This window comes from Streptomyces caniscabiei (assembly GCF_014930365.1).
GTDB lineage: Bacteria > Actinomycetota > Actinomycetes > Streptomycetales > Streptomycetaceae > Streptomyces > Streptomyces caniscabiei.
This window is the reverse complement of the sequence record NZ_JABXWI010000009.1, coordinates 310,952-336,298: the sequence shown is the minus strand read 5'-3', so window position 1 is coordinate 336,298 and position 25,347 is coordinate 310,952. Positions and strand designations below refer to the sequence as shown.

The 25,347-nt window shown below is 72.6% G+C and carries 22 protein-coding genes; 14 read left to right on the top strand and 8 right to left on the bottom strand.

What is annotated here, in order from left to right; genetic code table 11:
* Positions 1-144: 144 nt before the first annotated feature.
* Positions 145-1,170 (bottom strand): aldo/keto reductase, encoded by a 1,026-nt coding sequence (locus HW837_RS25760; RefSeq protein ID WP_093789234.1) that lies wholly within the window; start codon positions 1,168-1,170, stop codon positions 145-147.
* Positions 1,167-1,661 carry a MerR family transcriptional regulator gene (locus HW837_RS25755; protein ID WP_045558055.1) on the bottom strand — a complete coding sequence of 165 codons (495 nt, stop codon included), beginning with the start codon at positions 1,659-1,661 and terminating at the stop codon, positions 1,167-1,169. The genes HW837_RS25760 and HW837_RS25755 overlap by 4 nt, the downstream gene beginning before the upstream one ends.
* Before the next feature lie 96 nt (positions 1,662-1,757).
* Between HW837_RS25755 and HW837_RS25750 the strand changes: the two genes are divergently transcribed.
* From HW837_RS25750 to HW837_RS25740, 3 genes are all read left to right on the top strand, one after another.
* Entirely contained in the window at positions 1,758-2,234 is a 477-nt protein-coding gene (locus tag HW837_RS25750; protein WP_045557922.1) for a GNAT family N-acetyltransferase, read from the top strand.
* A gap of 19 nt (positions 2,235-2,253) precedes the next feature.
* Positions 2,254-3,081 (top strand): serine hydrolase domain-containing protein, encoded by an 828-nt coding sequence (locus tag HW837_RS25745; protein WP_045558054.1) that lies wholly within the window; start codon positions 2,254-2,256, stop codon positions 3,079-3,081.
* A 123-nt stretch (positions 3,082-3,204) separates the two neighbouring features.
* The gene (locus HW837_RS25740) at positions 3,205-5,076 is read left to right on the top strand and encodes a serine/threonine-protein kinase (RefSeq protein WP_045557921.1); all 1,872 of its coding nucleotides are present in this window, start codon (positions 3,205-3,207) and stop codon (positions 5,074-5,076) included.
* Between the two features lie 7 nt (positions 5,077-5,083).
* Here the strand turns inward: HW837_RS25740 and HW837_RS25735 are convergent, their stop codons facing one another.
* Positions 5,084-5,743, bottom strand: coding sequence for a pirin family protein (locus HW837_RS25735; RefSeq protein ID WP_193382456.1), 660 nt, complete (start codon positions 5,741-5,743; stop codon positions 5,084-5,086).
* Positions 5,744-5,953: 210 nt separating this feature from the next.
* Here HW837_RS25735 and fasR point away from each other — a divergent pair, with 210 nt between their 5' ends.
* The 5 genes from fasR (at position 5,954) to fabF (ending at position 10,939) form a co-directional block, all read left to right on the top strand.
* A complete protein-coding gene (gene fasR / locus HW837_RS25730) occupies positions 5,954-7,156 on the top strand; it encodes a fatty acid biosynthesis transcriptional regulator FasR (protein ID WP_045557919.1) in 1,203 nt (400 codons plus the stop codon).
* An 89-nt stretch (positions 7,157-7,245) separates the two neighbouring features.
* On the top strand, positions 7,246-8,160 hold the full coding sequence (locus HW837_RS25725; protein ID WP_045557918.1) for an ACP S-malonyltransferase: 915 nt from the start codon (positions 7,246-7,248) through the stop codon (positions 8,158-8,160).
* Positions 8,161-8,173: 13 nt separating this feature from the next.
* The gene (locus tag HW837_RS25720; RefSeq protein ID WP_045557917.1) at positions 8,174-9,205 is read left to right on the top strand and encodes a ketoacyl-ACP synthase III; all 1,032 of its coding nucleotides are present in this window, start codon (positions 8,174-8,176) and stop codon (positions 9,203-9,205) included.
* A 110-nt stretch (positions 9,206-9,315) separates the two neighbouring features.
* The gene (locus tag HW837_RS25715) at positions 9,316-9,564 is read left to right on the top strand and encodes an acyl carrier protein (RefSeq protein WP_045557916.1); all 249 of its coding nucleotides are present in this window, start codon (positions 9,316-9,318) and stop codon (positions 9,562-9,564) included.
* A gap of 103 nt (positions 9,565-9,667) precedes the next feature.
* Positions 9,668-10,939 carry a beta-ketoacyl-ACP synthase II gene (gene fabF / locus HW837_RS25710; RefSeq protein ID WP_045557915.1) on the top strand — a complete coding sequence of 424 codons (1,272 nt, stop codon included), beginning with the start codon at positions 9,668-9,670 and terminating at the stop codon, positions 10,937-10,939.
* A 123-nt stretch (positions 10,940-11,062) separates the two neighbouring features.
* On the opposite strand, the gene HW837_RS25705 is transcribed toward fabF, so the two are convergent.
* On the bottom strand, positions 11,063-11,557 hold the full coding sequence (locus HW837_RS25705; protein ID WP_045558053.1) for a DUF3145 domain-containing protein: 495 nt from the start codon (positions 11,555-11,557) through the stop codon (positions 11,063-11,065).
* A gap of 277 nt (positions 11,558-11,834) precedes the next feature.
* Between HW837_RS25705 and HW837_RS25700 the strand changes: the two genes are divergently transcribed.
* Together HW837_RS25700 and HW837_RS25695 are read left to right on the top strand one after the other, a co-directional pair.
* Positions 11,835-12,734: an SGNH/GDSL hydrolase family protein gene (locus HW837_RS25700; RefSeq protein ID WP_193380028.1), complete on the top strand. Its 900-nt coding sequence runs from the start codon at positions 11,835-11,837 to the stop codon at positions 12,732-12,734.
* 33 nt (positions 12,735-12,767) lie between these two features.
* Positions 12,768-13,757: an aldose epimerase family protein gene (locus HW837_RS25695; RefSeq protein ID WP_193380029.1), complete on the top strand. Its 990-nt coding sequence runs from the start codon at positions 12,768-12,770 to the stop codon at positions 13,755-13,757.
* A gap of 96 nt (positions 13,758-13,853) precedes the next feature.
* Here the strand turns inward: HW837_RS25695 and HW837_RS25690 are convergent, their stop codons facing one another.
* On the bottom strand, positions 13,854-16,316 hold the full coding sequence (locus HW837_RS25690; protein ID WP_093789230.1) for a glycoside hydrolase family 3 protein: 2,463 nt from the start codon (positions 16,314-16,316) through the stop codon (positions 13,854-13,856).
* 114 nt (positions 16,317-16,430) lie between these two features.
* Between HW837_RS25690 and HW837_RS25685 the strand changes: the two genes are divergently transcribed.
* Both HW837_RS25685 and HW837_RS25680 read left to right on the top strand, forming a co-directional pair.
* Entirely contained in the window at positions 16,431-17,027 is a 597-nt protein-coding gene (locus HW837_RS25685) for a TetR/AcrR family transcriptional regulator (RefSeq protein ID WP_045557911.1), read from the top strand.
* 153 nt (positions 17,028-17,180) lie between these two features.
* The gene (locus HW837_RS25680; protein ID WP_045557910.1) at positions 17,181-18,434 is read left to right on the top strand and encodes a pyroglutamyl-peptidase I; all 1,254 of its coding nucleotides are present in this window, start codon (positions 17,181-17,183) and stop codon (positions 18,432-18,434) included.
* A 34-nt stretch (positions 18,435-18,468) separates the two neighbouring features.
* Here HW837_RS25680 and HW837_RS25675 read toward each other — a convergent pair whose 3' ends face one another.
* The 3 genes from HW837_RS25675 to HW837_RS25665 form a co-directional block, all read right to left on the bottom strand.
* A complete protein-coding gene (locus HW837_RS25675; protein WP_045557909.1) occupies positions 18,469-19,299 on the bottom strand; it encodes an EI24 domain-containing protein in 831 nt (276 codons plus the stop codon).
* 131 nt (positions 19,300-19,430) lie between these two features.
* A complete protein-coding gene (locus HW837_RS25670) occupies positions 19,431-20,600 on the bottom strand; it encodes a GDSL-type esterase/lipase family protein (RefSeq protein ID WP_093789228.1) in 1,170 nt (389 codons plus the stop codon).
* A 65-nt stretch (positions 20,601-20,665) separates the two neighbouring features.
* A complete protein-coding gene (locus HW837_RS25665) occupies positions 20,666-21,244 on the bottom strand; it encodes a TetR/AcrR family transcriptional regulator (protein WP_193380030.1) in 579 nt (192 codons plus the stop codon).
* A gap of 244 nt (positions 21,245-21,488) precedes the next feature.
* Here HW837_RS25665 and HW837_RS25660 point away from each other — a divergent pair, with 244 nt between their 5' ends.
* Together HW837_RS25660 and HW837_RS25655 are read left to right on the top strand one after the other, a co-directional pair.
* Positions 21,489-24,038, top strand: coding sequence for a M14 family zinc carboxypeptidase (locus HW837_RS25660; RefSeq protein WP_193380031.1), 2,550 nt, complete (start codon positions 21,489-21,491; stop codon positions 24,036-24,038).
* Positions 24,039-24,063: 25 nt separating this feature from the next.
* Positions 24,064-25,248 carry a serine hydrolase domain-containing protein gene (locus tag HW837_RS25655; RefSeq protein ID WP_093789226.1) on the top strand — a complete coding sequence of 395 codons (1,185 nt, stop codon included), beginning with the start codon at positions 24,064-24,066 and terminating at the stop codon, positions 25,246-25,248.
* The last annotated feature ends 99 nt before the right edge of the window (positions 25,249-25,347 follow it).

Below are 25,347 nucleotides of genomic sequence, written 5' to 3'. Positions count from 1 at the left end.
TCGTGGCTGGTCGCGCCCACGCGGCGGAGCCGCACATCGACACAGCCCCGCGCCCCTGACTCAGCTGCCGTGACCCCCGCCCGGGAAGTCGGCCCTCCTCCCCGCCCGGGAAGTCGGTGCTACTCCCTGCCCGGGAAGTCGGTGCTACTCCCTGCCCGCCGACGTGAAGCGCATGTCCGCGTAGCGGTCTCCCGCTACCTTCGCCGCTATCGGTTCCAGGAGGGTCATGTCCTCCTCGCCCAGGACGATCCTCGTCGCCGCCGTGTTCTCCTCCACCCTCCCCGGCTTACGGGTGCCCGGGATCGGGACGACCGGGAGGCCGTGCATCGCCGACTGCTGGTGGACCCAGGCCAGGGCTACTTGGCCGAGGGTGGCGTCGTGGGAGGCGGCGACCTCGCGGATCGGGTCCAGGAGGGCCGCGTTGGCGGCGGCGTTGTCGCCGGTGAAGCGGGGCTGTTGGCGGCGGAAGTCGTCGGCCGTGAGGTCCTCCGCCTTGGCGAAGGACCCGGTGAGGAAGCCGCGGCCGAGCGGGGAGTAGGCGACGAGGGTGACGCCCAGCTCGCGGGCCGTGGGGACCACGTTCGCCTCGATGTCCCGGCTGAAGAGCGACCACTCCGACTGGAGGGCGGCGATGGGGTGCACGGTGTGGGCGGTGCGCAGCTCGGCGGCCGTGACCTCGCTCAGGCCCAGCTGCTTGACCTTGCCCTCGCGGACCAGCTCGGCCATGACGCCGACGGTCTCCTCGATGGGGACGTTCACGTCGCGGCGGTGCATGTAGTAGAGGTCGATCACGTCGACGTCGAGCCGGCGCAGGCTGCCCTCGACGGACTCCCGGATGTGGGCGGCGTCGTTGCGGATGATCCGCCCGGCCGGGTTGTCGGGGTCGATCGCCAGGCCGAACTTGGTGGCGACGACGACCTCGTCACGGTGGGCCTTGAAGAAGGGGGAGAGGAACCTCTCGTTCTCCCCGGCGCCGTACGCGTGGGCCGTGTCGTACAGCGTGACGCCCAGTTCCAGCGCGCGTTCCAGGGTGGCCCTGGACTCCGCCGCGTCCGAGGGGCCGTACGCGAAGCTCATGCCCATGCAGCCGAGGCCCTGCACCCCGACCTCGGGGCCGTCGGCGCCCAGCCGTGCCGTCGCGATCCTGCCGTTCGTCGTGCCGTCCGTCATGAAGCCCTCTCCGAGGCCAGGGCCCGCCCGGCGTCAGCGTAGAAATTGATCTTGCGGTCGAGCACGTTCAGGGTGTCCTGGAGCTCGGCGATCCGGGACAGGACGTCGTCCCGGGTCGACTTGAGCAGGTCGAAGCGCTCGGTGTAGGTGTGGTCGCCCGCGCGCACCAGCTCGGCGTAGCGGACCATGTCGGCGACCGGCATGCCGGTGAGCCGGAGCTTGCCGACGAGGTCGAGCCAGTCGAGGTCGCGGTTGCGGTAGCGGCGCTGGCCGGTGTGGGAGCGGTCGATGTGCGGCATCAGCCCGATCCGCTCGTACCAGCGCAGGGTGTGCGCCGTCAGTCCGGTGAGGTCGGCCACCTCGCTGATCGTGTATCTGTCCTGCCCGTCCGGCCGGCGCGGCTTGAGCGGCGGACCGGCGCAACTGTCGGTGCCGGCAGCACCCGTGGCACTCTCGACTCTCGTCGTACTCGTGGTCTCCATCACCGTCATGACCACCACGCTAAAACCCTGGAGTGCGCTCGAAGCAAGCGAATCAGGTGAGAAAACACGGGGACTTGACGTGATCGTGGTGACTAGCGTGCGGACATGAGTCTCGTACGACGTGCCACGGCCGAGGACGCGGCGGAAGTGCTCCGGCTGCGCCAGGTGATGATCGACTCGATGGGGCCCCCGGGAGCGGGCGGCCCCACCGACTGGCACACCGAGTCCCTGCCGCTCCTGCGCCGCCGACTCGCGGGTCCCGAAGGGGAGTTCGCGGCCTTCGTCGTCGACCATCCGCAGCGGCCCGACGCGCTGGCGGCGCTCGTGGTGGGGACGGTCGACTACCGGATCGGGAAGCCCGGCAACCCGCGCGGCGCGGTCGGTCATGTCTTCAGCGTGGCCACCGACCCGGACTGCCGGCGCCGGGGGTACGCCCGCGCCTGCATGGAGGCCCTCGTCGAGTGGTTCCGCGAGGTCGGCGCCGGATACGTCCATCTGACCGCCTCCGCCGAGGCCCAGGAGCTGTACGCGTCGATGGGCTTCCGGCGCCGGCCCGACCCCTTGATGCAGCTCGATCTGTGAGCGGCTTAGGCTCGTGGGCATGTCCTTGCAGAGCCTCGCGCTGATCGAGAACTGGCCGGTTCCCACCGCCGCCGCCGCTGTCGTACGGGCGGACGGCACCGTCCTCGGGACCCACGGGCCGCTCGGGCACCGCTTCCCGCTGGCCTCGGTCACCAAGCCGCTCGCCGCGTACGCCGTGCTGGTCGCCTACGAGGAGGGGGCGATCGAGCTGGACGAGGCGGCGGGCCCCGCGGGGTCCACCGTGCGGCACCTGCTGGCGCACACCTCCGGGCTGGCCTTCGACGAGCACCGGGTGACGGCCCCGCCCGGGGAGCGGCGGCTGTACTCCAACGCCGGGTTCGAGGTGCTCGGGGACCATGTGGCGAAGGCGGCCGAGATCCCGTTCGCGGAGTACGCGCGGCAGGCGGTGCTGGAACCGCTCGGCATGACGTCCACCTCGCTCGACGGCTCCCCCGCGAAGGACGGTGTCTCGACCGTCGAGGACCTGGTGCGGTTCGCCGCCGAGGTGCAGGCGCCCCGGCTGCTGGACCCGCGCACGGTCGCGGCGGCGATGACCGTGCAGTACCCGGGCACCAAGGGCGTCCTGCCGGGCTACGGGCACCAGAACCCCAACGACTGGGGGCTCGGCTTCGAGATCCGGGACGCCAAGTCGCCGCACTGGACGGGCACGTCGTCGTCGCCGCGCACCTTCGGGCACTTCGGCCAGTCGGGGACGTTCCTGTGGATCGACCCCGCCGCAGGGCTGGCGTGTGTCGCGTTGACGGACCGGGCGTTCGGGCCGTGGGCGGTCGAGGCCTGGACTCCGTTCACGGACGCTGTGCTCGCCGAGGTCGGGAACGGTGTCTGATCGGTGAAGGAAGCGACAACTCTTCCACGGATGGGGCGCGTGCCCCGTTCCGAGGGCCCCCGGCGCCGATCCGTCCGCTAGCCTCCCCCGTGCACATCTGGCGCACAGCTTTCGGGGGAGACCATGGGCGAGGTTCGCGCGGGCGGGCAGTTCCGGCCGCTGGAGGCCGGTGACCCGACGACCGTGGCGAGCTACCGGCTCGCGGCACGGCTCGGTTCCGGCGGTATGGGCACGGTGTACCTGTCGTACACGCCGGGCGGGCACCCGATCGCGCTGAAGACGATCCGGCCCGAGCTGAGCGAGGACCCGGAGTTCCGCCGCCGGTTCAAGCAGGAGGTGCGGGCCGCCCAGCGCGTGCAGGGCCTCTACACCGCGCCCGTCCTCGACCACGACACCGAGGGCGCGCAGCCCTGGCTGGCCACCGCCTACGTGCCCGGCCCGTCGCTGCACGCGGCGGTCGCCGAGCACGGCGCGCTGCCGCTGAACTCGGTCCTGCTGCTGCTCGCCGGGGTCGCGGAGGCGCTGTCGGTCATCCACGGCGCGGGCATCGTGCACCGCGACCTGAAGCCCTCCAACGTGCTGCTCGCCGCCGACGGGCCCCGGGTCATCGACTTCGGCATCGCGCGGGCCGCCGACGCCACCGCCCTGACCGGCACCGGCGTCTCCATCGGCACCCCCGCGTTCATGTCGCCCGAGCAGGCGGCCGGGAAGCCGGTCACCCCCGCCTCGGACGTGTTCGCCCTCGGCCAGGTGGCCGCGTTCGCCGCCCGTGGCTCCGGCGCGTACGGCGACGGGCCCTCGCACGCCGTGCTGTACCGGATCGTCCACGAGGAACCCGATCTCGGCGGTCTCTCCGACGAACTCCGGTTCATCGAACGCTGTCTGGCCAAGGACCCGGCCGAACGCCCCTCCCCCGCCGAGGTCGTCGCCCTCTGCCAGGAGGCGTCGGCGACGCCGCTGGTGCAGTCGGGCTCGTGGCTGCCGGAGGCGATCGGCGCCGACATCACCCGGCGGGTCTCGGCGTCGGCGGAGCTGCTGGCGGAGCGGAACAGGGCGGCCGGGACGGCGACCCCGGCGACCCAGACGCCACCGCCCACCGCCCCGGTCACCCAGCTGAGTCCGCCGTCCGTGGACCACGGCGCGCAGACGATGCACGCGGCGCCGACGATGCACTCCGGTCCGACGACCCCGCCCCCGCCGGGCCCGGTGGGGCCGCCGTCGGCGCCGTACGCCCCGCAGCCGGGGCCCTCGGGCCCGCACACCGTGCCGACCGGGCACCATGCGCCCTACCAGCAGCCGGGCGGCTGGCAGCAGCCGTACCCGCCGGGTCACGGCCATCCGCAGGGGCCTCCCCGTCCGCTGCCCGTGCCGCCGCCGCGCAGCAACGTCGGCAAGTGGATCGGCATCGGTGTCGCGGCCGTCTTCGGACTGGGCCTTCTCGGCAGCTGCGCGTCGCTCGTGAAGGGCCTCACGGATTCGTCGAGCGGCTCGTCGAGCCAGTCCTCCGGCGGCTCGACCGGCGGTGCGTCGGCCGGCTCGGGCGGCGACTCCGCGTCCAAGCCGAAGGCGGACCCGAAGCCGGTCACGTTCAAGGGCGTCAACATCCCCGGCAACTACTACGTGCGCTTCGCGGACTCCCCGCCCAAGCCCATCGACAGCGAGATGGGCGTGTCGTACGAGGACGACGGCGACTTCTACTACTACTCGGACCCGCTGTTCGAGGAGAAGAAGGTGGGCAGCAGCAGCGACAAGCTCGTCCTGCTGAACAACTCCCAGAAGGGTTCCCTCGCCACCTGCCGCGGCGAGACCCGGTACACGGACTCCGTCAAGCTCGGCCAGGTCTCCAAGGGCTCCCAGATGTGCGTGCGGACCAACTCGGGCCACATGGCGCTGGTCACCTTCCAGGGCTCGGCGCCGAGCGGCGACCCCAGCGACTACGTCTCGGTGGACATCACGGTGTGGCGCAACGCGGAGGAGCCGACCACCGAGAACTGACCGGCCCTCACCCGCCGAGCTCCCACACCAGCACCTCGGCCGGCGCGGCGACGGCGATCAGCTCCAGCCCCTTCTCGTCCTCGGCCCGCACCGCGTCCCCGGCCCCCAGCTCGTGCGGCCCCAGCCGCACCGCGCCCCGGACGACGTGCACGTACGCCCGTACCGCGTCCGGTACCTCGGTCCGCTCCCCCGCCGTGCCCAGCCGCCGGACGTGCAGCATGGCGCCGGCCTCGGGGACGGCGTACGGGGTGGAGTCGGCGATGCCGCGCACGATCTCGTACGCCGGGTCGCCGCCCGGGTCCAGCGGGGCCAGCCACATCTGCACGAAGGTCAGCGGCGCGGAGCCGTCGTTGCGCTCGACGTGCCGGACGCCGCCGGCCGAGCTGAGCCGCTGGACGTCGCCGGGGCGGACGACGGTCTCGTGGCCCGTGGTGTCCCGGTGGGTCAGCTCGCCCTCGACGACCCAGGTGACGATCTCGGTGTGGCTGTGCGGATGCTCGTCGAACCCGGCGCCCGGTTCGAGCCGCTCCTCGTTGCAGGCGATCACCGCGCCGAACCGCAGGTTGTCGGGGTCGTAGTGCGCCCCGAAGGAGAAGGCGTGCAGCGAGGAGATCCCGGCCTCCGGGTCCCCACCGGGGTAGCGCGTGGCGGCGCGCCGTAGGTCCATCACGGACCCACGGTATCCCTCCGGCCGCTCCCCTCTGCCCCGGCCGGTACATCCGGGCCCCGGGCCGCCACCATCCAGCCCGTCCGGCGCTCGAGGACGACGCCGCAGGCCGACAGCGGGGGTCCGGGGCGGCAGCCCCGGGCAGACTCGCAACCCAGGCCCACGCACCCTCCAGCGCAAGCGAGCGCGGCGATAAGGCAGTCTTGTCCCGTGCCCGAACCCGAAACCAGCAAATCCGCAACCGCGCCGTACGTCCATCCGCACTCCGCGACGCTGCGGCGGCTGGAGAAGTCGTCCGGAAGCCTCGCCGCGCAGGCCATCGCGCGGATGGACGAGACGCTGCCCTGGTACCGGGCGATGCCGCCGGAGAACCGGTCGTGGATCGGGCTGGTCGCCCAGGCCGGTATCGCCGCCTTCACCGAGTGGTTCCGGCACCCGGACGCCCCGCAGGCCATCTCGACGGACGTGTTCGGGACCGCGCCGCGTGAGCTGACCCGGGCGATCACGCTCCGGCAGACCGTGGAGATGGTGCGCACGACCATCGAGGTCATGGAGTCCGCCATCGACGAGGTCGCCGCCCCCGGCGACGAGAGCGTGCTCCGCGAGGCCCTGCTCGTCTACGCGCGGGAGATCGCCTTCGCCACCGCGCAGGTGTACGCGCAGGCCGCCGAGGCACGCGGCGCGTGGGACGCCCGGCTGGAGTCCCTGGTGGTGAACGCGGTGCTCAGCGGCGAGGCCGACGAGGGCGCCGTCAGCAGGGCCGCCGCGCTCGGCTGGAACTCCCCCGACCATGTCTGTGTGGTCCTCGGCACCGCCCCGGACGGCGACAGCGAGCTGACCGTGGAGGCCATCCGGCGCGCCGCCCGGCACGCCAAGCTCCAGGTGCTCACCGGGGTGCTGGGCGACCGCCTGGTGGTGATCGCCGGCGGGAACAACGACCCGTTGCAGGTGGCGAAGTCGCTGATCGGCCCGTATGCGGCGGGGCCGGTGGTGGCCGGGCCGATCGTGCCCGACCTGCTGGCCGCGACCCGGTCCGCGCAGGCCGCCGCCGCCGGACTCAAGGCGTGTTCGGCGTGGCAGGACGCGCCACGCCCCGTTCTGGCGGACGATCTGCTTCCGGAGCGCGCGATCGCTGGTGATCCCAGCGCGCGCGAACAACTGGTGGAGGAGATCTACAGACCGCTGGAGGAGGCAGGCTCCGCTCTCCTGGAGACGCTCAGCGTCTATCTCGAACAGGCCTCGAGCCTCGAGGGCGCGGCCCGGATGCTGTTCGTCCATCCCAACACCGTGCGCTACCGGCTTCGACGTGTGACTGACGTCACCGGCTGGTCGCCTTCCGATGTGCGCTCGGCCTTCACCTTGAGGATCGCGCTGATCCTGGGGCGTCTGGTGGATGGGGATCCGCAGCTCTAGGGTTTTGTCGGAGGGCTACAAAACCCCCTCGTGTTCTTCGTCCCTGTCCCCACGGGCGGCCTGAGCCGCCCTCAAGAGAGAGTGTGAGAGTGCTCGTACTCGTCGCTCCCGGCCAGGGCGCCCAGACGCCCGGCTTCCTGACTCCTTGGCTCGCCCTCCCCGGCGCCGCCGACCGCCTCGGCGCGTGGTCGGACGCCATCGGGCTGGACCTCGCCCACTACGGCACCGAGGCCGACGCCGACGCGATCCGCGACACCGCCGTGGCCCAGCCGCTCCTCGTGGCGGCCGGACTGCTGTCCGCCGCCGCCCTCGGAGAGGTGGCGCCCGGCGCGGTCGCCGGGCACAGCGTCGGCGAGATCACCGCCGCCGCGTTCGCCGGTGTCCTCGACGACACGGCCGCGCTGTCCCTCGTCCGCAAGCGGGGCCTGGCCATGGCCGAGGCCGCCGCGATCACCGAGACCGGCATGTCCGCGCTGCTCGGCGGCGAACCCGAGGTGACGATCCCGCACCTGAAGAAGCTGGGGCTGACCCCGGCCAACGTGAACGGCGCCGGGCAGATCGTCGCCGCCGGCACCCTGGAGCAGCTGGCCGCCCTGCACGAGGACAAGCCCGAGGGTGTCCGCCGTGTGGTGGCCCTCAAGGTCGCGGGCGCCTTCCACACGCACCACATGGCCCCCGCCGTGGACAGCCTCGCCAAGGCCGCCGAGGAACTCGCCCCCGGGGACCCGAAGCTCACCTACGTCTCGAACAAGGACGGGCAGGCCGTCGCCACCGGCGCCGAGGTGCTCTCCCGTCTCGTCGGTCAGGTCGCCAACCCGGTCCGCTGGGACCTGTGCATGGAGACCTTCAAGGAGCTGGGTGTGACCGCGATCGTCGAGGTGTGCCCCGGCGGCACGCTCACCGGTCTCGCCAAGCGCGCGCTGCCGGGTGTGGCGACGGTGGCGCTGAAGACACCGGACGACCTCGACGCCGCTCGCGCGCTCATCGCCGAGCACCAGAACTAGGAGCCCCGGAGCTATGTCGAAGATCAGGCCTAGCAAGGGCGCCCCGTACGCGCGCATCCTCGGCGTCGGCGGCTACCGCCCGGTCCGGGTGGTGCCCAACGACGTCATCCTGGAGAGGATCGACTCCTCCGACGAGTGGATCCGCTCCCGCTCCGGCATCGAGACCCGGCACTGGGCGAACGACGAGGAGACCGTCGCCGCCATGTCGATCGAGGCCTCCGGCAAGGCGATCGCCGACGCGGGGATCTCCGCCGAGCAGATCGGCGCGGTCGTCGTCTCGACCGTCTCGCACTTCAGCCAGACCCCGGCCGTCGCCACCGAGATCGCCGACAAGCTGGGCACGGCCAAGGCCGCCGCCTTCGACATCTCGGCCGGCTGCGCGGGCTTCGGCTACGGCCTCACCCTCGCCAAGGGCATGGTCGTCGAGGGCTCCGCGGAGTACGTCCTCGTCATCGGTGTCGAGCGGCTGTCCGACCTGACCGACCTGGAGGACCGGGCCACGGCCTTCCTCTTCGGCGACGGCGCCGGCGCGGTCGTCGTCGGTCCCTCCCAGGAGCCGCACATCGGCCCGACGGTGTGGGGCTCCGAGGGCGACAAGGCCGGCACGATCAAGCAGACGGTCCCGTGGAACGAGTTCCGGATCGGGGACGTCGAGAATCTTCCGCTGGACAGCGAGGGCAACGTCAAGTTCCCCGCGATCACGCAGGAGGGCCAGGCGGTGTTCCGCTGGGCCGTGTTCGAGATGGCGAAGGTCGCACAGCAGGCGCTGGAAGCGGCCGGGATCAGCTCGGACGACCTGGACGTCTTCATTCCCCACCAGGCCAACGAGCGGATCATCGACTCGATGGTGAAGACACTCAAGCTGCCGGAGCACGTCACGGTCGCGCGTGACGTGCGCACCACCGGCAACACCTCGGCCGCCTCGATCCCGCTCGCGATGGAGCGGCTCCTGGCGACCGGCGAGGCGAAGAGCGGCGACACCGCGCTCGTCATCGGCTTCGGGGCGGGTCTCGTGTACGCCGCGACGGTCGTTACCCTCCCCTAGGCACCCGTGCCGGATCATGCGGTCCGGCTCGGGAAACGCACCACCTGCCGCTGACGCGGCGGGCCGCCCCACCCTCTCGAAACACTGAAAACTACGAAGGAGCGCCTGACATGGCCGCCACCCAGGAAGAGATCGTCGCCGGTCTCGCCGACATCGTGAACGAGATCGCCGGCATCCCGGTCGAGGACGTCCAGCTGGACAAGTCCTTCACCGACGACCTGGACGTCGACTCGCTGTCCATGGTCGAGGTCGTCGTCGCCGCCGAAGAGCGCTTCGACGTCAAGATCCCGGACGACGACGTCAAGAACCTCAAGACGGTCGGCGACGCGACCGACTACATCCTCAAGCACCAGGGCTGATCCGGCGGATCGGGTCCGGCCCGATCCCCCGCGGAGCAGTCCGCTTGCCCCGCCACCCGGCGGTGGCGCCGCTGAATCCTCGTAACCGTTGGAGAACATTCCCGTGAGCTCGACCAATCGCACCGTGGTCGTCACCGGTATCGGCGCAACCACACCGCTGGGTGGCGACGCGACTTCCACCTGGGAAGGGCTGGTCGCCGGCAAGTCCGGTGTCGGCCCCCTGGAGCAGGAGTGGGCCGCCGACCAGGCGGTCCGCATCGCCGCGCAGATCGCCGTGGAGCCGACCGAGGTCATTCCCCGGCCGCAGGCCCGCCGACTGGACCGCTCGGCGCAGTTCGCGCTGATCGCGGCCAAGGAGGCGTGGGCGGACGCCGGTTACACGGAGACGTCGGCCGACGACGGCACCGTCGACGCGGACCGCGTCGGCGCGGTCATCGCCTCCGGCATCGGCGGTGTGACGACCCTGCTCGACCAGTACGACGTGCTGAAGGAGAAGGGCGTACGCCGCGTCTCCCCGCACACCGTGCCCATGCTGATGCCCAACGGCCCGTCCGCCAACGTCGGTCTGTACGTCGGCGCGCGCGCCGGTGTGCACACCCCGGTCTCCGCCTGCGCGTCGGGCGCCGAGGCCATCGGCTACGCCATCGAGATGATCCGCACCGGCCGCGCCGACGTCGTGGTCGCCGGTGGCACCGAGGCCGCCATCCACCCGCTGCCGATCGCCGCGTTCGGCAACATGATGGCGATGTCCAAGAACAACGACGACCCGCAGGGCGCGTCCCGTCCGTACGACACCGGCCGTGACGGCTTCGTCCTCGGCGAGGGCGCCGGCGTCGTGGTCCTGGAGTCCGCGGAGCACGCGGCGGCCCGGGGTGCCCGGGTCTACGCCGAGGCCGTGGGCCAGGGCATCTCCGCCGACGGCCACGACATCGTGCAGCCGGAGCCGGAGGGGCGCGGGATCGCCCACGCCCTGCAGAACCTGCTGGACCGCACCGACCTGGACCCGGCGGAGATCGTGCACGTCAACGCGCACGGGACGTCGACGCCGGCCGGTGACATCGCGGAGCTGAAGGCGCTGCGGAAGGTGTTCGGCGACGACACCGACCACTTCGCGGTGTCGGCGACGAAGTCGATGACCGGGCATCTGCTCGGTGGGGCCGGCGGGGTGGAGACGGTGGCGACGGTGCTCGCGCTGTACCACCGGGTGGCTCCGCCGACGATCAATGTGAACGACCTGGACCCCGAGGCGGAGGCCAACGCCGACATCGTTCGCGGTGAGGCTCGCAAGCTGCCGGTCGAGGGGCGTATCGCCGCGCTGAACGACTCGTTCGGGTTCGGTGGGCACAACGTGGTGCTGGCGTTCCGGACGGTTTGATTCGTTCGCTGACGCGCGTGTGGCCCGGGTCCCTTTCAGGGATTCGGGCCACAGTTGTCTGTACGTCGAGTGCGGGTCCGTGGGACTTCTCGCGCAGTTCCCCGCGCCCCTTGAAAAGGGCCGTCAGACCACCTGGTGGAGCCAGCGGACCGGGGCGCCCTCTCCCGCGTAGCGGAAGGGCTCCAGTTCGTCGTCCCAGGGCTTGCCGAGGAGCTTCGCGAGGTCGGACTCCAGGTCGGTCTCGCCCCGTTGACTGCGGAGCAGGGCCGCGCGGAGGCGGTCCTCGGGGATGAGGATGTCGCCGTGGATGCCGGTGACGGCGTGGAAGATGCCGAGGTCGGGGGTGCAGCTGTAGCGCTCGCCCTCGGCGGTGGCGCAGGGCTCGGCGGTGACCTCGAAGCGCAGGAGGTGCCAGCCGCGCAGGGCCGACGCCAGCTTGGAGGCGGTGCCGGCCTGGCCCTGCCAGGAGAACTCCGAGCGCCAGGTGCCCGGCGCGGCCGGCTGCCGGATCCAGTCGAGGTTCACGCGGGTCCCGAGAACGCCCGCGACGGCCCACTCGACGTGCGGGCACAGCGCACGCGGCGCGGAGTGCACGTACAGGACTCCACGTGTCGTCACCGGGGCCTCCACAGAGCAGGGCATCTTGTCATTCGACGGAACGGCAGTGGCAGGGCGGCCACGTGGCGAGGCTACCGTGCGGCGGGGCAAGGAGTGTGACGTACCGTCGGAGCGGACGCCAGGACGCGACGCTGTTTCACCCGGGGGGACGCGTGTGCGGTACGGAACAGTTGCACCGTTCGCCGCAGCGTTCTCGTCGGTCTCCCGTGTCGGGAACTCCCGCGCGTTGTCCTGGGTGGGAACTTGCACGTGCGGGACCGACCGAGGGGACCAGGGGATGCGGAAGCGACGCCACCGTTCGAGGGCGGTGTGGGGCGCGGCCACGGCCGCGTTCCTGCTGGCCGTGACCGGGTGCGACGCCACGGGTGGTGACTCCCCCGGCCCCGAGGGGACCGGACCGCGGGCCGCCGCGTCGCCCAGACCGACGCCCGCGTGGGACAGCACTCCCGAGTCGCTGGTCGCCGTGGGGGACTCCATCACCCGCGGCTTCGACGCGTGCAAGGTCCTCTCCGACTGCCCCGAGGTGTCCTGGGCGACCGGCACCGACGCCTCGGTCGACAGTCTCGCCGTCCGGCTCCTTGGCCGCTCCGGCGCGCTGCGGCACAGCTGGAACTACGCGGTCACCGGGGCCCGGATGGCCGACCTGCCGAACCAGATGGCCCGCGCGGTGACCCGTGAGCCGGAGCTGGTCACGGTGATGGTCGGGGCGAACGACGCGTGCCGCGCGACCGTCGACGCGATGACGCCGGTCGCCGACTTCCGCGCGGACTTCGAGGACTCGATGGCGACGCTGCGGGACGCGCTGCCCAAGGCGCAGGTGTTCGTGGCGAGCGTGCCGGATCTGAAGCGGCTGTGGTCCGCGGGCCGCGCCAGCCCGGTCGGCAAGCAGGTGTGGAAGCTGGGCATCTGTCCATCCATGCTGGCCGACCCGGACGTCCTCACCACGGCGGCCGGCCGGCGGCGCGACGCCGTCCAGGACCGGGTGGAGGCGTACAACGACGTGCTGCGCGAGGTCTGCGCGAAGGACCGCCACTGCCGGTACGACGGGGACGCCGTCTTCGACTACCGCTTCGGGCAGGCCCAGCTCAGCCAGTGGGACTGGTTCCATCCGAGCGTGGACGGACAGGCGCGGCTGGCGGAGATCGCGTACCGGATCGTCAGCGCCAAGGGGTCGTGACCCAGAGTTCCGTCGTGGCCTAGGGTTTCGCTCATGAGCGAACTTTTCGGCACACTTTCCGACGGCACGCCCGTGCACCGGTGGACGCTGGAGCGGGGCGGGACGCGAGTGCGCGTCCTGACGTACGGCGGGATCGTGCAGTCCGTGGAGCTTCCCGACCGGGACGGGCGGACCGCCGACGTGGTGCTGGGGTTCGCCGGCCTCGACGGGTATCTGCGCCATCAGGGGCCGTTCTTCGGGGCGCTCGTCGGACGGTACGCCAATCGGATCGCCGGCGGGCGCTTCACCCTCGACGGACGGACGTACGAGCTGGCGCGCAACAACCCGCCGAACTCGCTGCACGGCGGTCCGCTCGGCTTCGACAAGCGGGTGTGGGAGGCGGAGGGCGTCGCGGACGGGGCCGGAGTGCGGCTGACGCGGGTGAGCCCGGACGGCGAGGAGGGCTTCCCCGGGCGGCTGGAGGTCTCCGCCACGTACACGCTGGAGGAGGACGGCAGCGCGCTGCGGATCGCGTACGAGGCGGTCACGGACGCGCCGACGGTGGTGAACCTGACCAACCACTCGTACTGGAACCTGGCGGGCGCCGGCTCCGGCGGCGCCGGGGGGCACGAGCTGCGGATCGACGCGTCGCGGGTGACGCCGGTGGACGCGGACCTGATTCCGACGGGTGAACTGGCGGCGGTGGAGGGGACCCGCTTCGACTTCCGTACGGCGCGGAAGGTGGGGAGTGGGTACGACCACAACTTCGTGCTGGACAAGGGGGTCACGGGGCGCGCGGAGGGGGTCGCCGAGTTGTGGGAGGCGGGGTCGGGGCGGGTGTTGAGCGTGGCGACGACCGAGCCGGGGATGCAGCTCTATACGGCGGATCATCTGGAGGAGCCGTTCGGGCCCGGGGGCGGGGTCGCGTTGGAGACGCAGCACTTTCCCGACTCGCCGAACCGGCCGCGGTTCCCGAGTACGGAACTGCGGCCGGGCGGCGTGTATCGGTCGGAGACGGTCTATGGGTTCGGGGTGCGATCGTAGGTCGTCGGGTGCGGGTCTGTGGGGGCTGGTCTCGCCCACGCGGCGGAGCCGCATATCGACACGGCCCCGCGCCCCTGACGGGGCGCTCCAGGCGCCCTATGCCTCGAACGTTGCCCTTGCTCGACGGTCCTCGATCGAACGGCCCGCTTCCAGCTCGTACGAACCCTTCACGTGCACCCACGCGCCGGTCGTCTCGTCCCAGATCTCGAAGGCGCGGCGCGGGAGTTGGATGACGGCCTCCGCCGTCTCGCCCGGGGACGCCTCCAGCGTCGCGAAGCCTGCCAGCCAGCGGGTCGGGCGGGTGGCGTCCGGGGTCGTGGGGGCCAGGTAGAGCTGGATGGTCTCGCGGCCCTGGCGCGAGCCCGTGTTGCGGACGCGGACGGTCGCCGTCGTGCCGCTGATGTCGAGGGACTCGTACGTCCAGTCGGTGTAGCCGAGGCCGTGGCCGAAGGGGTACGCGGGGGTCCTGTTCTCCTTGTCCCAGGCTCGGTAGCCGATGAAGACGCCCTCGTCGTAGGTGAGTTCGCCGGAGGTGGGGGTGACCTGGGTGACCGGGGCCTCGGCCAGGGTGCCCCAGGTGGTGGGAAGGCGGCCGCCGGGCTCGTGGGTGCCGGTGAGGACGTCGGCGAGGGCGGCGCCGCCCTCCTGGCCGGGGAACCAGGTGAGGAGGACGGCGGCCACGTCGTCGCGCCACGGGAGTTCCACCGGGGAGCCCGCGTTGACGACCACGATCGTGGCGGGGTTGGCGGCGGCCACCGCGCGGACCAGGTCGTCCTGGCGGCCGGGGAGGCGCAGGTCCTTGCGGTCGAAGCCCTCGGACTCGACCCGCTCGGTGGTGGCGACCACGACGACGGCCGTGTCGGCGGCTCGGGCGGCCTCGACGGCCTCGGCGATCAGGTCGTCGGGATCGCGCTGCGGTCCCTGGTGGCAGAGGGTGAAGGCGAGCATCGTGATCGGGGCGTCGGCGGCGAGTTCCACGACATGGGTGAGGGAGACGCGTACCGGTGTGCCCTCGGTCAGTTCGACCTGGGCCAGCGGGACGGGGGCGCCGAAGAACGAGACGAAGGGGTCGTCCGTGTCGGTGGTCTGGACACCGTCGAAGTGGGTGGTGCCGTCCACGGTGAGGGTGTAGGCGCCGAGTCCCTTGATGCCGAAGGTGTGCGTGCCGGTCTCGCGCGGCACGAAGGTGCCGGTCACCTCGACGGTGTGCAGCGCGCTGTGGGTGACGCCGTCGGGGAGGTCCGCACCCATCCACTGGATGTGGCCGTTGGGCGAGGAGCGGGTGCCGATGACCGTGCCGGAGGCGTCGCGGCAGACTGCCTCCAGGGTGAATCCCTTGTCGGCGACGCCCAGTTCCTCGTTGGGGTCCGCGCCGACGGCGTACGTCAGGGCGCCCTCGGGGAGGGCGGCGGTGAGGCCGTCGAGCGGGGAGACGATGTGGTCGGGGAAGACGGTGGCCGAGCCGCCGCCGAGGACGCGGGCGTCGCGGGCCGCGGCGCCGATGAGGGCGACCGTCGAGCCCGGCCGGAGCGGGAGGGCGGCCCGGCCGTCCCGGGTCTCGTTGCGGACGAGGACGAAGGAGCGGCGGGCGATCTCGCGGGCCAGGGCGTCGCCGTCGACGGGGGCGGGGAGTTCGGTGACGACCGGGTCGGCGCCTTCGAGGATGCCGACGCGGGCGGCCAGCAGCAGCACACGGCGGACCGCCTCGTCGAGTTCGGCCTCGGTGACCTCGCCGGCGCGGACGGCGGCGGCCAGGGCCTCGCCGTAGACGGTGACCGGGCCGGGCATGGCGACGTCGAGGCCGCCGGTCAGGGCGGCGGTCGTGGAGCGGGCGGCCAGCCAGTCGGAGACGTTGAAGCCGTCGAAGCCCCACTCGCCGCGCAGGACCTCGTTCACGAGGTAGCGGTGCTCGCTCATCGTGGTGCCGTTGACGGTGTTGTAGGCGGTCATGATGCCCCAGGGGTGGGCGTTCGCCACGATCGCCTCGAACGGGGCCAGGTACAGCTCGCGCAGGGCGCGTTCGGAGACCAGGTTGTTCACCGTGAAGCGGTCGGTCTCGGCGTCGTTGGCGACGAAGTGCTTGACCGTGGTGCCGACGCCGCCGGACTGCACGCCCGCCACATAGCCCGAGCCGATCTCGCCGGTGAGGTGGGGGTCCTCGCTGTACGCCTCGAAGTGGCGGCCGCCCAGCGGTGAGCGGTGCAGGTTGACCGTCGGGGCGAGGAGGACGTGGACACCCTTGCGGCGGGCCTCCTGGGCCAGCAACACCCCCGCCCGGTGGGCGAGTTCGGGATCCCAGGCGGCGGCCAGGGCGGTCGGGGAGGGCAGCGCGACGGACGGGTCCTCGGCGGTCCAGCGCACTCCCCGTACGCCGATGGGGCCGTCGGACATGACGAGGGAGGCGAGGCCGATCTCGGGGAGCGCGGGCAGCGTCCACATGTCCTGGCCGGCGAGGAGCCTCGCCTTGGCGTCCAGGTCCAGCCTGGCGAGGGCCTTCTCCACGGCCGCTGCGCGGGCCTCGTCGGCCGGGGTGGGGCGGGTGCCCGGGGTTGCCGCCATCGCGGTGCCTCCTCGTCGAGTCCGTTCGTCTTCCCGCCATCGTGCACGCATTACCTGTAGATCGGTAGGTTTCGTTATTTTGCCGTTATCTTTACGGCGGCTCGGAGAGGCCGGATGCCGTACGGTGACGGCATGAGCGGCACCCGTGGGACCAGGAGCGTCAGGGGCGAGGAGCGGCGCGCGGAGATCGTGCTGGCGGCCCTGGAGGTGATCGCCGAGCGCGGTTACCGGGGCGCGAGCATGGCCGCGGTCGCCGAGCGTGTCGGGCTCACCCAGCAGGGACTGCTGCACTACTTCCCCACCAAGGAGGCGCTGCTCGTCGCCGTCCTCAGGGAGCGGGACCGGTGGGACGCCGTCCCCGACAGCCCGCTGCGGCTCGATCTGCTGGGGTCCCTGGTCGAGTACAACGCGATGCGGCCCGGCATCGTGCAGACCTTCTCCGCGCTGCTCGGCGAGAGCGTCACGGAGGGGCATCCCGCGCGCGAGTTCTTCACCGAGCGGTACGAGCGGGTGCGGGGCTCCATGGCCGAGGTGCTGCGCGCCGAGTACGGCGACCGCCTCCCGAGCGGGCTCGCACCGGAGCGCGCGGCCCCGCTGCTGGTGGCCGTGATGGACGGCCTGCAGTACCAGTGGCTGCTGGCCCCTGACACCGTGGACATGCCGGGGGCGTTCCGCGACTTCCTGGCCCTGCTGGGCGAGGACGCCGAGTAGGGAGCGGTCGGCCCGGCGTCGGGCATGGCGCGCGCACCTTCCGTCACGCGATACTGCCGCCGTCCGGAGCGGCACCCCACGGCACGACCCAGACGGAAGGACCGAACTCCCTTGGTCTCGCTGACGACTTACCGACGGGCACGCGGAGCGACGATGGGGCTCGCGGCCCTGCTCGCCGGTCTCTGCGCCCCCACCTCCGCCGCCGCCTCGCCCCCGGCGGCGGCATCGGTCTCCTCGGCCGCCGCGCCCACGGTCGAGGAACAGCGACTCGACCGGGCCGTGCCCCAGGAGATCCTGCGGCGGTCCGGATTCGACACCGTGGCACCGGAGTTCGCACGGGCGCTGGACGGGGCGCGGTCGTACGCGCAGGCCGAGCGGATCGTCGTACGGCAGGGCGGGCGGCTGTGGACGCGGGCCGTGGACCGGGCGCAGGGGCGGGGGCCGGCGGGCGGTGACCTGAGCCGGGACGACGACCGGCCGCTGTACTGGGCGCGGTTGGGGATGACGCGGGAGGTGCGGGGCTGGGAGCCCGGGTTCGAGCTGAGTGAGCAGCAGAGGGCGCGGCTGCTGGACGCGTTGGAGACCTCTTCGCGCGGGCAGGACTCCCTGCGCCTTCCGCCGCGCGACAAGGGGGTGAAGCGGGTCCTCGTCACCGGGTTCGATCCGTTCACGCTGGACCGGGACGTACGGATCTCCAACCCGTCCGGGGCGACCGCGCTCGCGCTCGACGGGACGGTGATCCGGACCGCCGACGGGCTCGCCCGCGTCGAGACCGCCGTCTTCCCCGTCCGCTGGCAGGACTTCGCGGACGGGACGGTCGAGCGGACGCTCCGTGCGCGGCTGCCCCGGGTGGACCTCTTCGCGACCGTCAGCCAGGGCCGGGTGGGGCGTTTCGACATCGAGCGGACCAACGGGGCCTGGCGCGGCGGCTTCGCCGACAACGACACCGTCGGCAGCACCGGCACCATCCCGGTGGCCGACCCCGCCGGCCAGCCGCAGTGGACGACCACGACGCTGCCGTACGCGGACATCGTCGCCGCGGACACGGGCCGCTTCCCGGTCTACGACAACACGAGCGTGACCGAGATACCGGCCGGCGGCACGACGGCGGTGGTCCGCCCGGACGGTCCGACGCCCGGCTCGACCGCGCGGGCCGGGGGCGGCGGCGACTACCTCTCCAACGAGATCGCCTACCGGGCGACGCTGCTGCGCGACCGGCTGGGGCTCGGCTCCACGCTGCCGGGCGGGCATGTGCACACGCCCGTCCTGCAGTTCGGGACCGGCAACACCGACCCGGCGACGGGAGCGGTGACCGATCCCGAGTTCGTGCGCAACCGGCTGGACATCATCGCCCAGGTGCGGGCGATCGTGACGGTCGCCGTGGACGCCTCGGCTCCCGGCGCCTGAGGACCCTTGGGCCGCGCGGTGGCGTGACGCCCGGTCAGGCGCCGACCTCGGGCTTGCGGAACATGGGCGGGGCGGGGTGGCCGTCGCCGGGGACGCGGCCCCGCTCGTCCTCGCCGGTGGTCTCCTCGCCCAGCAGGTCACGGGCCATGAGGGTGGCGCCGGCGACCGCGCCCGGCATCAGGAAGACGGCGACGAACGGCACCAGGAAGGCGAGGCCGAGCGGGGTGCCGAAGCCCCAGATCAGCGTCCTGCGGGAGCGCAGGAGGGCGAGGCGGTCGCGGAGTTCGACGCGGCGGCGCTGGAGGGCGACGGCCGTCAGTTCCTCGGTGAGGAAGAAGCCGGTCACGAAGAAGCCGACCACCGGCACCACCGTCTGGCCGACGAACGGGACGAAGCCGAGGGCGAAGAGCAGGATCGCCCAGACCAGGGCCCGGGCGAGGATGCGGAGGCTGTCGCGGGCCGAGATCCACAGCTCCTGCCAGAGCGGCAGGTGGGACTCCGGGGCGGTGCCGTCCGGTGAGACGTCCCGGTCGACCTTCTCCGAGAGGTTCTCGTAGAAGGGCTGGCCGATGAGGAGGGTCACGGCGGTGAAGGTGATGACCGCCAGGGCCAGGGCCAGGGCGAACAGGACGGCCGTGAGGAGACCGCGGAAGAGGCCCGGCCAGGGGCTCGACCAGTCGTCCGCGAAGGGGGTGGCCCAGGTGACGAAGTCCGGGCCCCAGACGGCGAGGGCCACGAGGGCGGCTATGTAGAGGACCAGGGTGATGAGGCCCGGGATCAGGCCGAAGCCGTACTGCTTCCCGTGCCTGGCCACCCAGCGTTGGCCCTGGACGAGGTATTGGAAACCCACCCTCAGATCGCGCATGGGGCGCACTTTATCGTTCGGTGCGTTTGCGCAGGAGGGCTCGGGGGTGGGGTGCTCTGGCGACTGCGGGTTGTATGTGGTTGCTCGCGCCCACGCGGCGGAGCCGCATATCGATACTGCCCCGCGCCCCTTCAGGGCGCGAAGGCGCCCTTGGCTGTGAAGGCGAGCTCCGTGAAGCGTTCTCCGATGAGGTGGTGGGTCTCGGCGTCCGGGTGCAGGTCGTCCGGGAGCGGGAGGGTGGTGGCGTCCTGCTCGCCGTAGAGGGCGAGGCCGTCCAGGTAGTGGAGGTGGGGGTCCTCCTCGGATCGCCGGGCCACGAGCGCCGACAGTTCCTCGCGGATGACGCGGAGGGTGAGCCTGCCGGGGGTGATGTCGTCAGGGTCGCCCATGGGCCGGAAGCGGAGGTGGCCCTCGGCGAGGCCGCTGAGGTCGGGGGCGCTGGGGCCGGGGGTGTCCTCGTGGATGGGGCAGAGGATCGGTGAGACGACGAGGAGCGGGACGTCGGGGTGGCCGTCGCGGATGGTGTCGAGGAAGCCGTGGACGGCCGGGGTGAAGGCGCGCAGCCGCATCACGTCGTGGTTGACGAGGTTGATGCCGATCTTGACGCTGATCAGGTCGGCGGGGGTGTCCCGGATCGCGCGGGCGACGAAGGGGTCGAGGAGGGCGCTGCCGCCGAGGCCCAGGTTGACTAGTTCGACTCCGGCCAGCAGGGCGGCGTGGGCGGGCCAGATGCCGGTGGGGCTCGCGGCGTCGGAGCCGTGGCTGATGGAGCTGCCGTGGTGCAGCCAGACCCGGCGGCCCGGGTCGGCGGCGGGTTCGACGGGGGCGTCGGTGCGCAGGGCGACGAGTTCGGTGGTCTCGTTGTGCGGGAGCCAGATCTCGATCGTCTTCAGGCCGTCGGGGAGGTCGGTGAAGGACACCGTGCCGGGCGGACCCGGCCGGTGCTCCGCCGTGCCGGTGGTCATGTCGATGGTGAGGGTGTTGCCGTCCGGCACGCTCGCCCGGGCGGTCGGGCGGCCGTCGACGACGAGGTCGTACAGCCCGTCCGGGCGGGGCGGGGCGCCCACGTAGGTCCGCTTGGTGCGCAGGGCGTCGAGCTCGACGGCGGTGGCACGGGTGCGCAGGACCAGGCGTACGCCGGAGGGCTGGGACTCGACCATGGCCAGCTGCGGATCGGAGCACTGGGCGCGGGCCCGGGCGGGCAACCGGTGCGGCAGGACGCCGTGTTCGGTGCGCTCCAGCTCCAGGGCGCCGCGCAGGAGGTCGGCGGTGATGGGGGTGGTGATCCAGGGGGAGGTCATGGCTCAACCTGACGATCGTGGGGGACGGAGGGGCCGGTGGTGGTCGGCGGCGGGGCGCCCGGGGGTCAACCGGGCAGCGGGGCGGGCCAGTTGCGCAGCAGGGCGTCGAGGGCGTCCAGGACGCGCTCCCAGCTCTCCTGCGAGTCGGGGGCGCTATGGCTGAAGCCGCCGGCCGACTCCAGGCTGACGTAGCCGTGGAAGACGCTGCCGAGGAGCCGGACCGCGTGGGTCTGGTCCGGCTCGGTGAGGTCGTAGCCACGCAGGATCGCCCGGGTCATCCGGGCGTGCCGCCCGCCCGCGCTCGCCGCGGCCGTCGGCGGGTCCAGCCTCAACTGGGCCGCCGCGTACCGGCCGGGGTGTGCGCGGGCGTAGTCGCGGTACACGTCGCCGAGCGCGGCCAGCGCGTCCTTCCCGGCCCGGCCGGCGAGCGCGGCGGCGCCCCGGTCGGCCATCTCCTCCAGGGCGAGGAGAGCGATCCGGGTCCTGAGGTCCTGGGAGTTGCGCACGTGCGAGTAGAGACTCGCGACCTTCACGTCGAAGCGGCGGGCCAACTCCGAGACGGTCACCTCGTCGAAGCCGATCTCGTCGGCCAACTCGGCGCCCGCCAGGGTGAGACGTTCCGGGCTGAGTCCCGCACGCGCCATGCCCGTGGCACCGTCCTTCCGTTCACGGTCCGGTCCGTTCGACCGGGTCGATTATGCGGTTTCCTAAAAGCTTTAGGCAAGTGGCGACAACTCTTAGGTTGCCGTGTCGCCTGTGCCCTCTTGTTGCCCGGGAGTCGAACATGTAGACCACCTGTGGTCGACCGGCCCCGGCCGGCCGTCGTCACACCCGTACCGGCACGTCGTAGGAACCCGCTCCAGAAGGAACCCCACTCCAGGAGGTTGCGTGCGTCCGCCGAGACCCGGCCCGAGATCCGCACTGTTCAGCGTCGCCGCCGTCACCGCAGGATCCCTGCTCGTCGCCCCGCAACCCGCGGGCGCCGACCCCAAGCCGCCGGTCCGCGAGGGCTCGGCCCTGTCGCCGGGCGCCGCGCAGGCCCCGGCGAGCGTGACCCGCCGGGCCCTGACCGCCCCGGTCGCGGATCTCGCCGACTCGGCCGGTACCGGCCGCGGTTACCCCCGCGAGCAGGTCCTCTCCCCCGATCAGGAGAACCCGGCCGACAAGTCCCTCAAGCTGGGCCTCACCCCGTACCACGCCATCGCCCCGAAGCTGAACGCCCTTCAGTTGCTCGGCGACCGGGTGAGCGTGGAGATCGCCGGCCGTTCGGCCGGGGGCCACCGGCTCTACCTCGTCACCGTGACCGCGCCCGAGACCGCTCGCCAGGCCCGCGACCAGGCGCGGATGCGCGAACTCATCGAGTCCGCGCCCCGGTCGGCCGCCCGGAGCCCGGAGATCCGCAAGGCCTACAAGGCGCCCGTCTTCTTCAACAACAACATCCACGGCAACGAGTGGGAGGGCACCGACGCCTCGCTGAAGCTGATCGAGCGGCTGGCGACGGCGACCGACGCCGGGACGAAGGACCTCCTCGCCCACTCCCGGCTGTACTTCAACATCACCGCCAACCCGGACGGCCGGATCGCGGGCACCCGCGCCAACGCGGCCGGGTTCGACATGAACCGGGACTTCGTCACCGCCTCGCAGCCCGAGGTGCGGGCGATGCGGCAGATCGGCATCGACAAACAGCCCGTGGTGATGCTCGACCTGCACGGGTACGTCAACGGCACGCTCATCGAGCCGACCACTCCCCCGCACGGCGAGAACTACGAGTACGACCTCTTCCTGAAGAACACCTACGCGAACGCGCTCCGCATGGAGTCCGCCGTCAACGCCCTCGGTTACACGCCCGCCTCGGACGGTGTCGAACCGGCCCAGATCCCGTTCCGCGACTCGGAGGAGGGCTGGGACGACTGGCCGCCGATCTTCACCCCGCAGTACGCGGCCTTCCACGGCACGGTCGCCGCGCACACCGTGGAGATCCCGCTCCAGGTGAACAACGCGGCGTACGAGTCGCTGCCGGTCGAGGAACTCCGCCGCCGCTCCGCGATCAACGTCGACGTGGCGGGCGCGGCCCTGCGCGCGACCCTCGACTTCGTCCGGGAGAAGCGGACTTCGCTGATCGCCGACCAGATCGAGGTCTTCCGGCGCGGTGCCGCGGGCGCCGCGCAGATGCCGGTCTCGGAGCGGACCGTGCCCGGGGTGCCCGGCATCGGCCCCGAGGACGTCTACACGGCCGACTTCCCGCGCGCCTACGTCGTCCCCGCGGGCGGCGGTCAGCGCTCCGCCACGGCCGCCGCGCGCCTCGTCGACCATCTGCTCGCCAACGACGTACGCGTGACCCGCGCGACCCGGGCCTTCCGGCTCGACGGCCGGTCGTACGCGAAGGGGTCGTACGTCGTCGACATGCGTCAGCCCAAGCGCGGGATGGCCAATGTGCTGCTCGCCGACGGGCGGGACATCAGCGACAAGGTCTCGGCGATGTACGACATCTCCGGCTGGAGCCTCGGGCGGCTGTGGGGCGCCACCGTGGTGGCGGCGGACAGCGGCCGTCCGTCCGGCGTGCCCGCCCGGCCGGTGACGGCCGCCGCGCGCGTCGGACAGGTCGCCCCGCGCGGCGACCTGCGCCTCCGGCTCGACACCCCGCAGGAGATCGCCGCCCTCAACTCCCTTCTGCGGGACGGGGTTTCCGTACGTCAGGCGGCCGACGGCAGCGCGCTCGTGCCGTCCTCGGCGCGACGGCGGGCCGAGGCGCTCGCCCGCTCGCACGACGTGGTCTTCGCCGCGGCCGAGGGCCGTCCGAAGGGCACGCCCCTGCGTCCGGTCCGGGTGGCCGCGGCCGTCACGGCGGGCGAGCTGTTCGCGCTGCGCGAGATGGGCTTCGACGTGGTGCCGGTGTCGACGGCGGTCCTCAACGCGGGCTTCGACTGGTCGCGCGCCGATGTGCTGTTCGTGTCGTCCGGGCTGTCGTACGGCGCCCTGAACCCGTCCGCCCGTACGGCCCTGACCGGCTTCCTCGCCCGGCACGGGCTGGTCGGCCGCGGCACGTCCGGCGCGGCGCTGGCCACGGCCACCGGGCAGTTGCGGGCCACGGCGGTGCAGGGCAACGGGGACGCCAACGGTGTGGTGCGGGTGGTGAACGCGGGTGGCGCGGTGACCGGCGGCGCGCCCGACCACAGCTTCGTCTACGCGCCGGTGTGGTTCACCGGTCTCGGCAGCGAGGTCACCGTCGAGCAGTCGTACGGCACCGGGAATCCGCTGGTGTCCGGGCACTGGCGGCCGCTGGAGGACGGCAGCGGTGGTCCGGCAGCGGCGGCGGGCCGGCCGGCGGTCGTCAGCGACCCGGACGCGGTCCTCTTCGGCACGGAACCGCTCTTCCGCGCCCATCCGAAGGGGGAACTCCCGCAGGTGGGGCGGGCGTTGCTGACCGTGTGGAGATAGCCGGGGTCGAGGAAGAGGAGTGCGCATGACCGAGGGGATCCGGACGGCCGCCGTCCATGGGACCGTGGCCGACGGCTTCGAGGCGGTGCGTGAGGAGTTCGCCGCCCTCGTGGCCGGTGAACGCGCCGACTACGAGGGGCAGTTGACCGCGTATGTGCACGGGCGGCGGGTCGTCGATCTGTGGGCCGGGCCCGCGGAGGAGGCGGAGACGGGCGGCGACGCGCTGCACGGCGTGTTCTCCTCCACCAAGGGCGCCGCCCATCTCGTCGTCGCGCTCCTCGTCCAGGACGGCGTACTGGAGCTGGACCGCGAAGTCGCGCACTACTGGCCGGAGTTCGCGGCCGAGGGCAAGGGCGCGGTGACTCTGCGGGAGCTGATCTCGCACCGGGCGGGGCTCATCGGCACCGATGCCGGGTTCACCCTGGAGGAGCTGGCGGACGACCGTGTCCTCGCCGAACGCCTCGCCGTGCAGCGCCCGTACTGGCGGCCCGGTGCCGCCTTCGGCTACCACGCGCTGGTCATCGGGGCGCTCACCGGCGAGGTCGTACGGCGGGCGACGGGCCGCACGCTCCAGGAGGTGTACGAGGAGCGGATCCGCGCCCCGTACGGGCTCGACCTCTTCCTGGGACTGCCGGCCGAGCACGAGCCCCGCTTCCGGACCGTGCAGCCGATGCTGCCGACGCCCGCGCAGCAGGCCGAGCTGGACGCGGCGCCCGCCGGCCCGCACACGCTGACGTCGATCGCGTTCAACAACCAGGTGCCCGAGCCGGGTGAGCTGACGGACTTCCCCAACGCGCGGATCGTGCGCGCCGGCGGGCAGTCGTCGGCGGGTGGCATCGGCTCGGCGCGGGGGCTCGCCGGGATGTACGCGGCGGCCGTCAGCGAGGTCGACGGGCGGCCGCCGCTGCTGAAGCCCGACACCATCGGCGAGTTCGGCCAGATCCACTCCCTCGGCCACGACCTGGTGGCGCGCGCCCCGAAGGCGTTCGGCCTCGGCTTCCAGGCCACCGCCGAGCTCGTGCACCCCTTCCTCGGCGCCGGCACGTTCGGCCACAGCGGCGCGGCAGGCTCCCAGGCCTTCGCCGACCCCCGCAGCGGCCTCGCCTACGGCTACACCCGCCGCCGTATGGCCTTCCCGGGCGGAGCGGCCCCGGAGAACACGGGACTGGTCCGGGCGGTGCACACGGCGGCGCTGGCGGCGCGGCCCTGAAGCGCTGTGCGGCACCGCACGCGACGGAGTCCGCACCCCACGTCCAGGGGTGCGGACTCCGTCGTGTGCAACGACCGTGAGCGGGCGGCCGTCACGGGG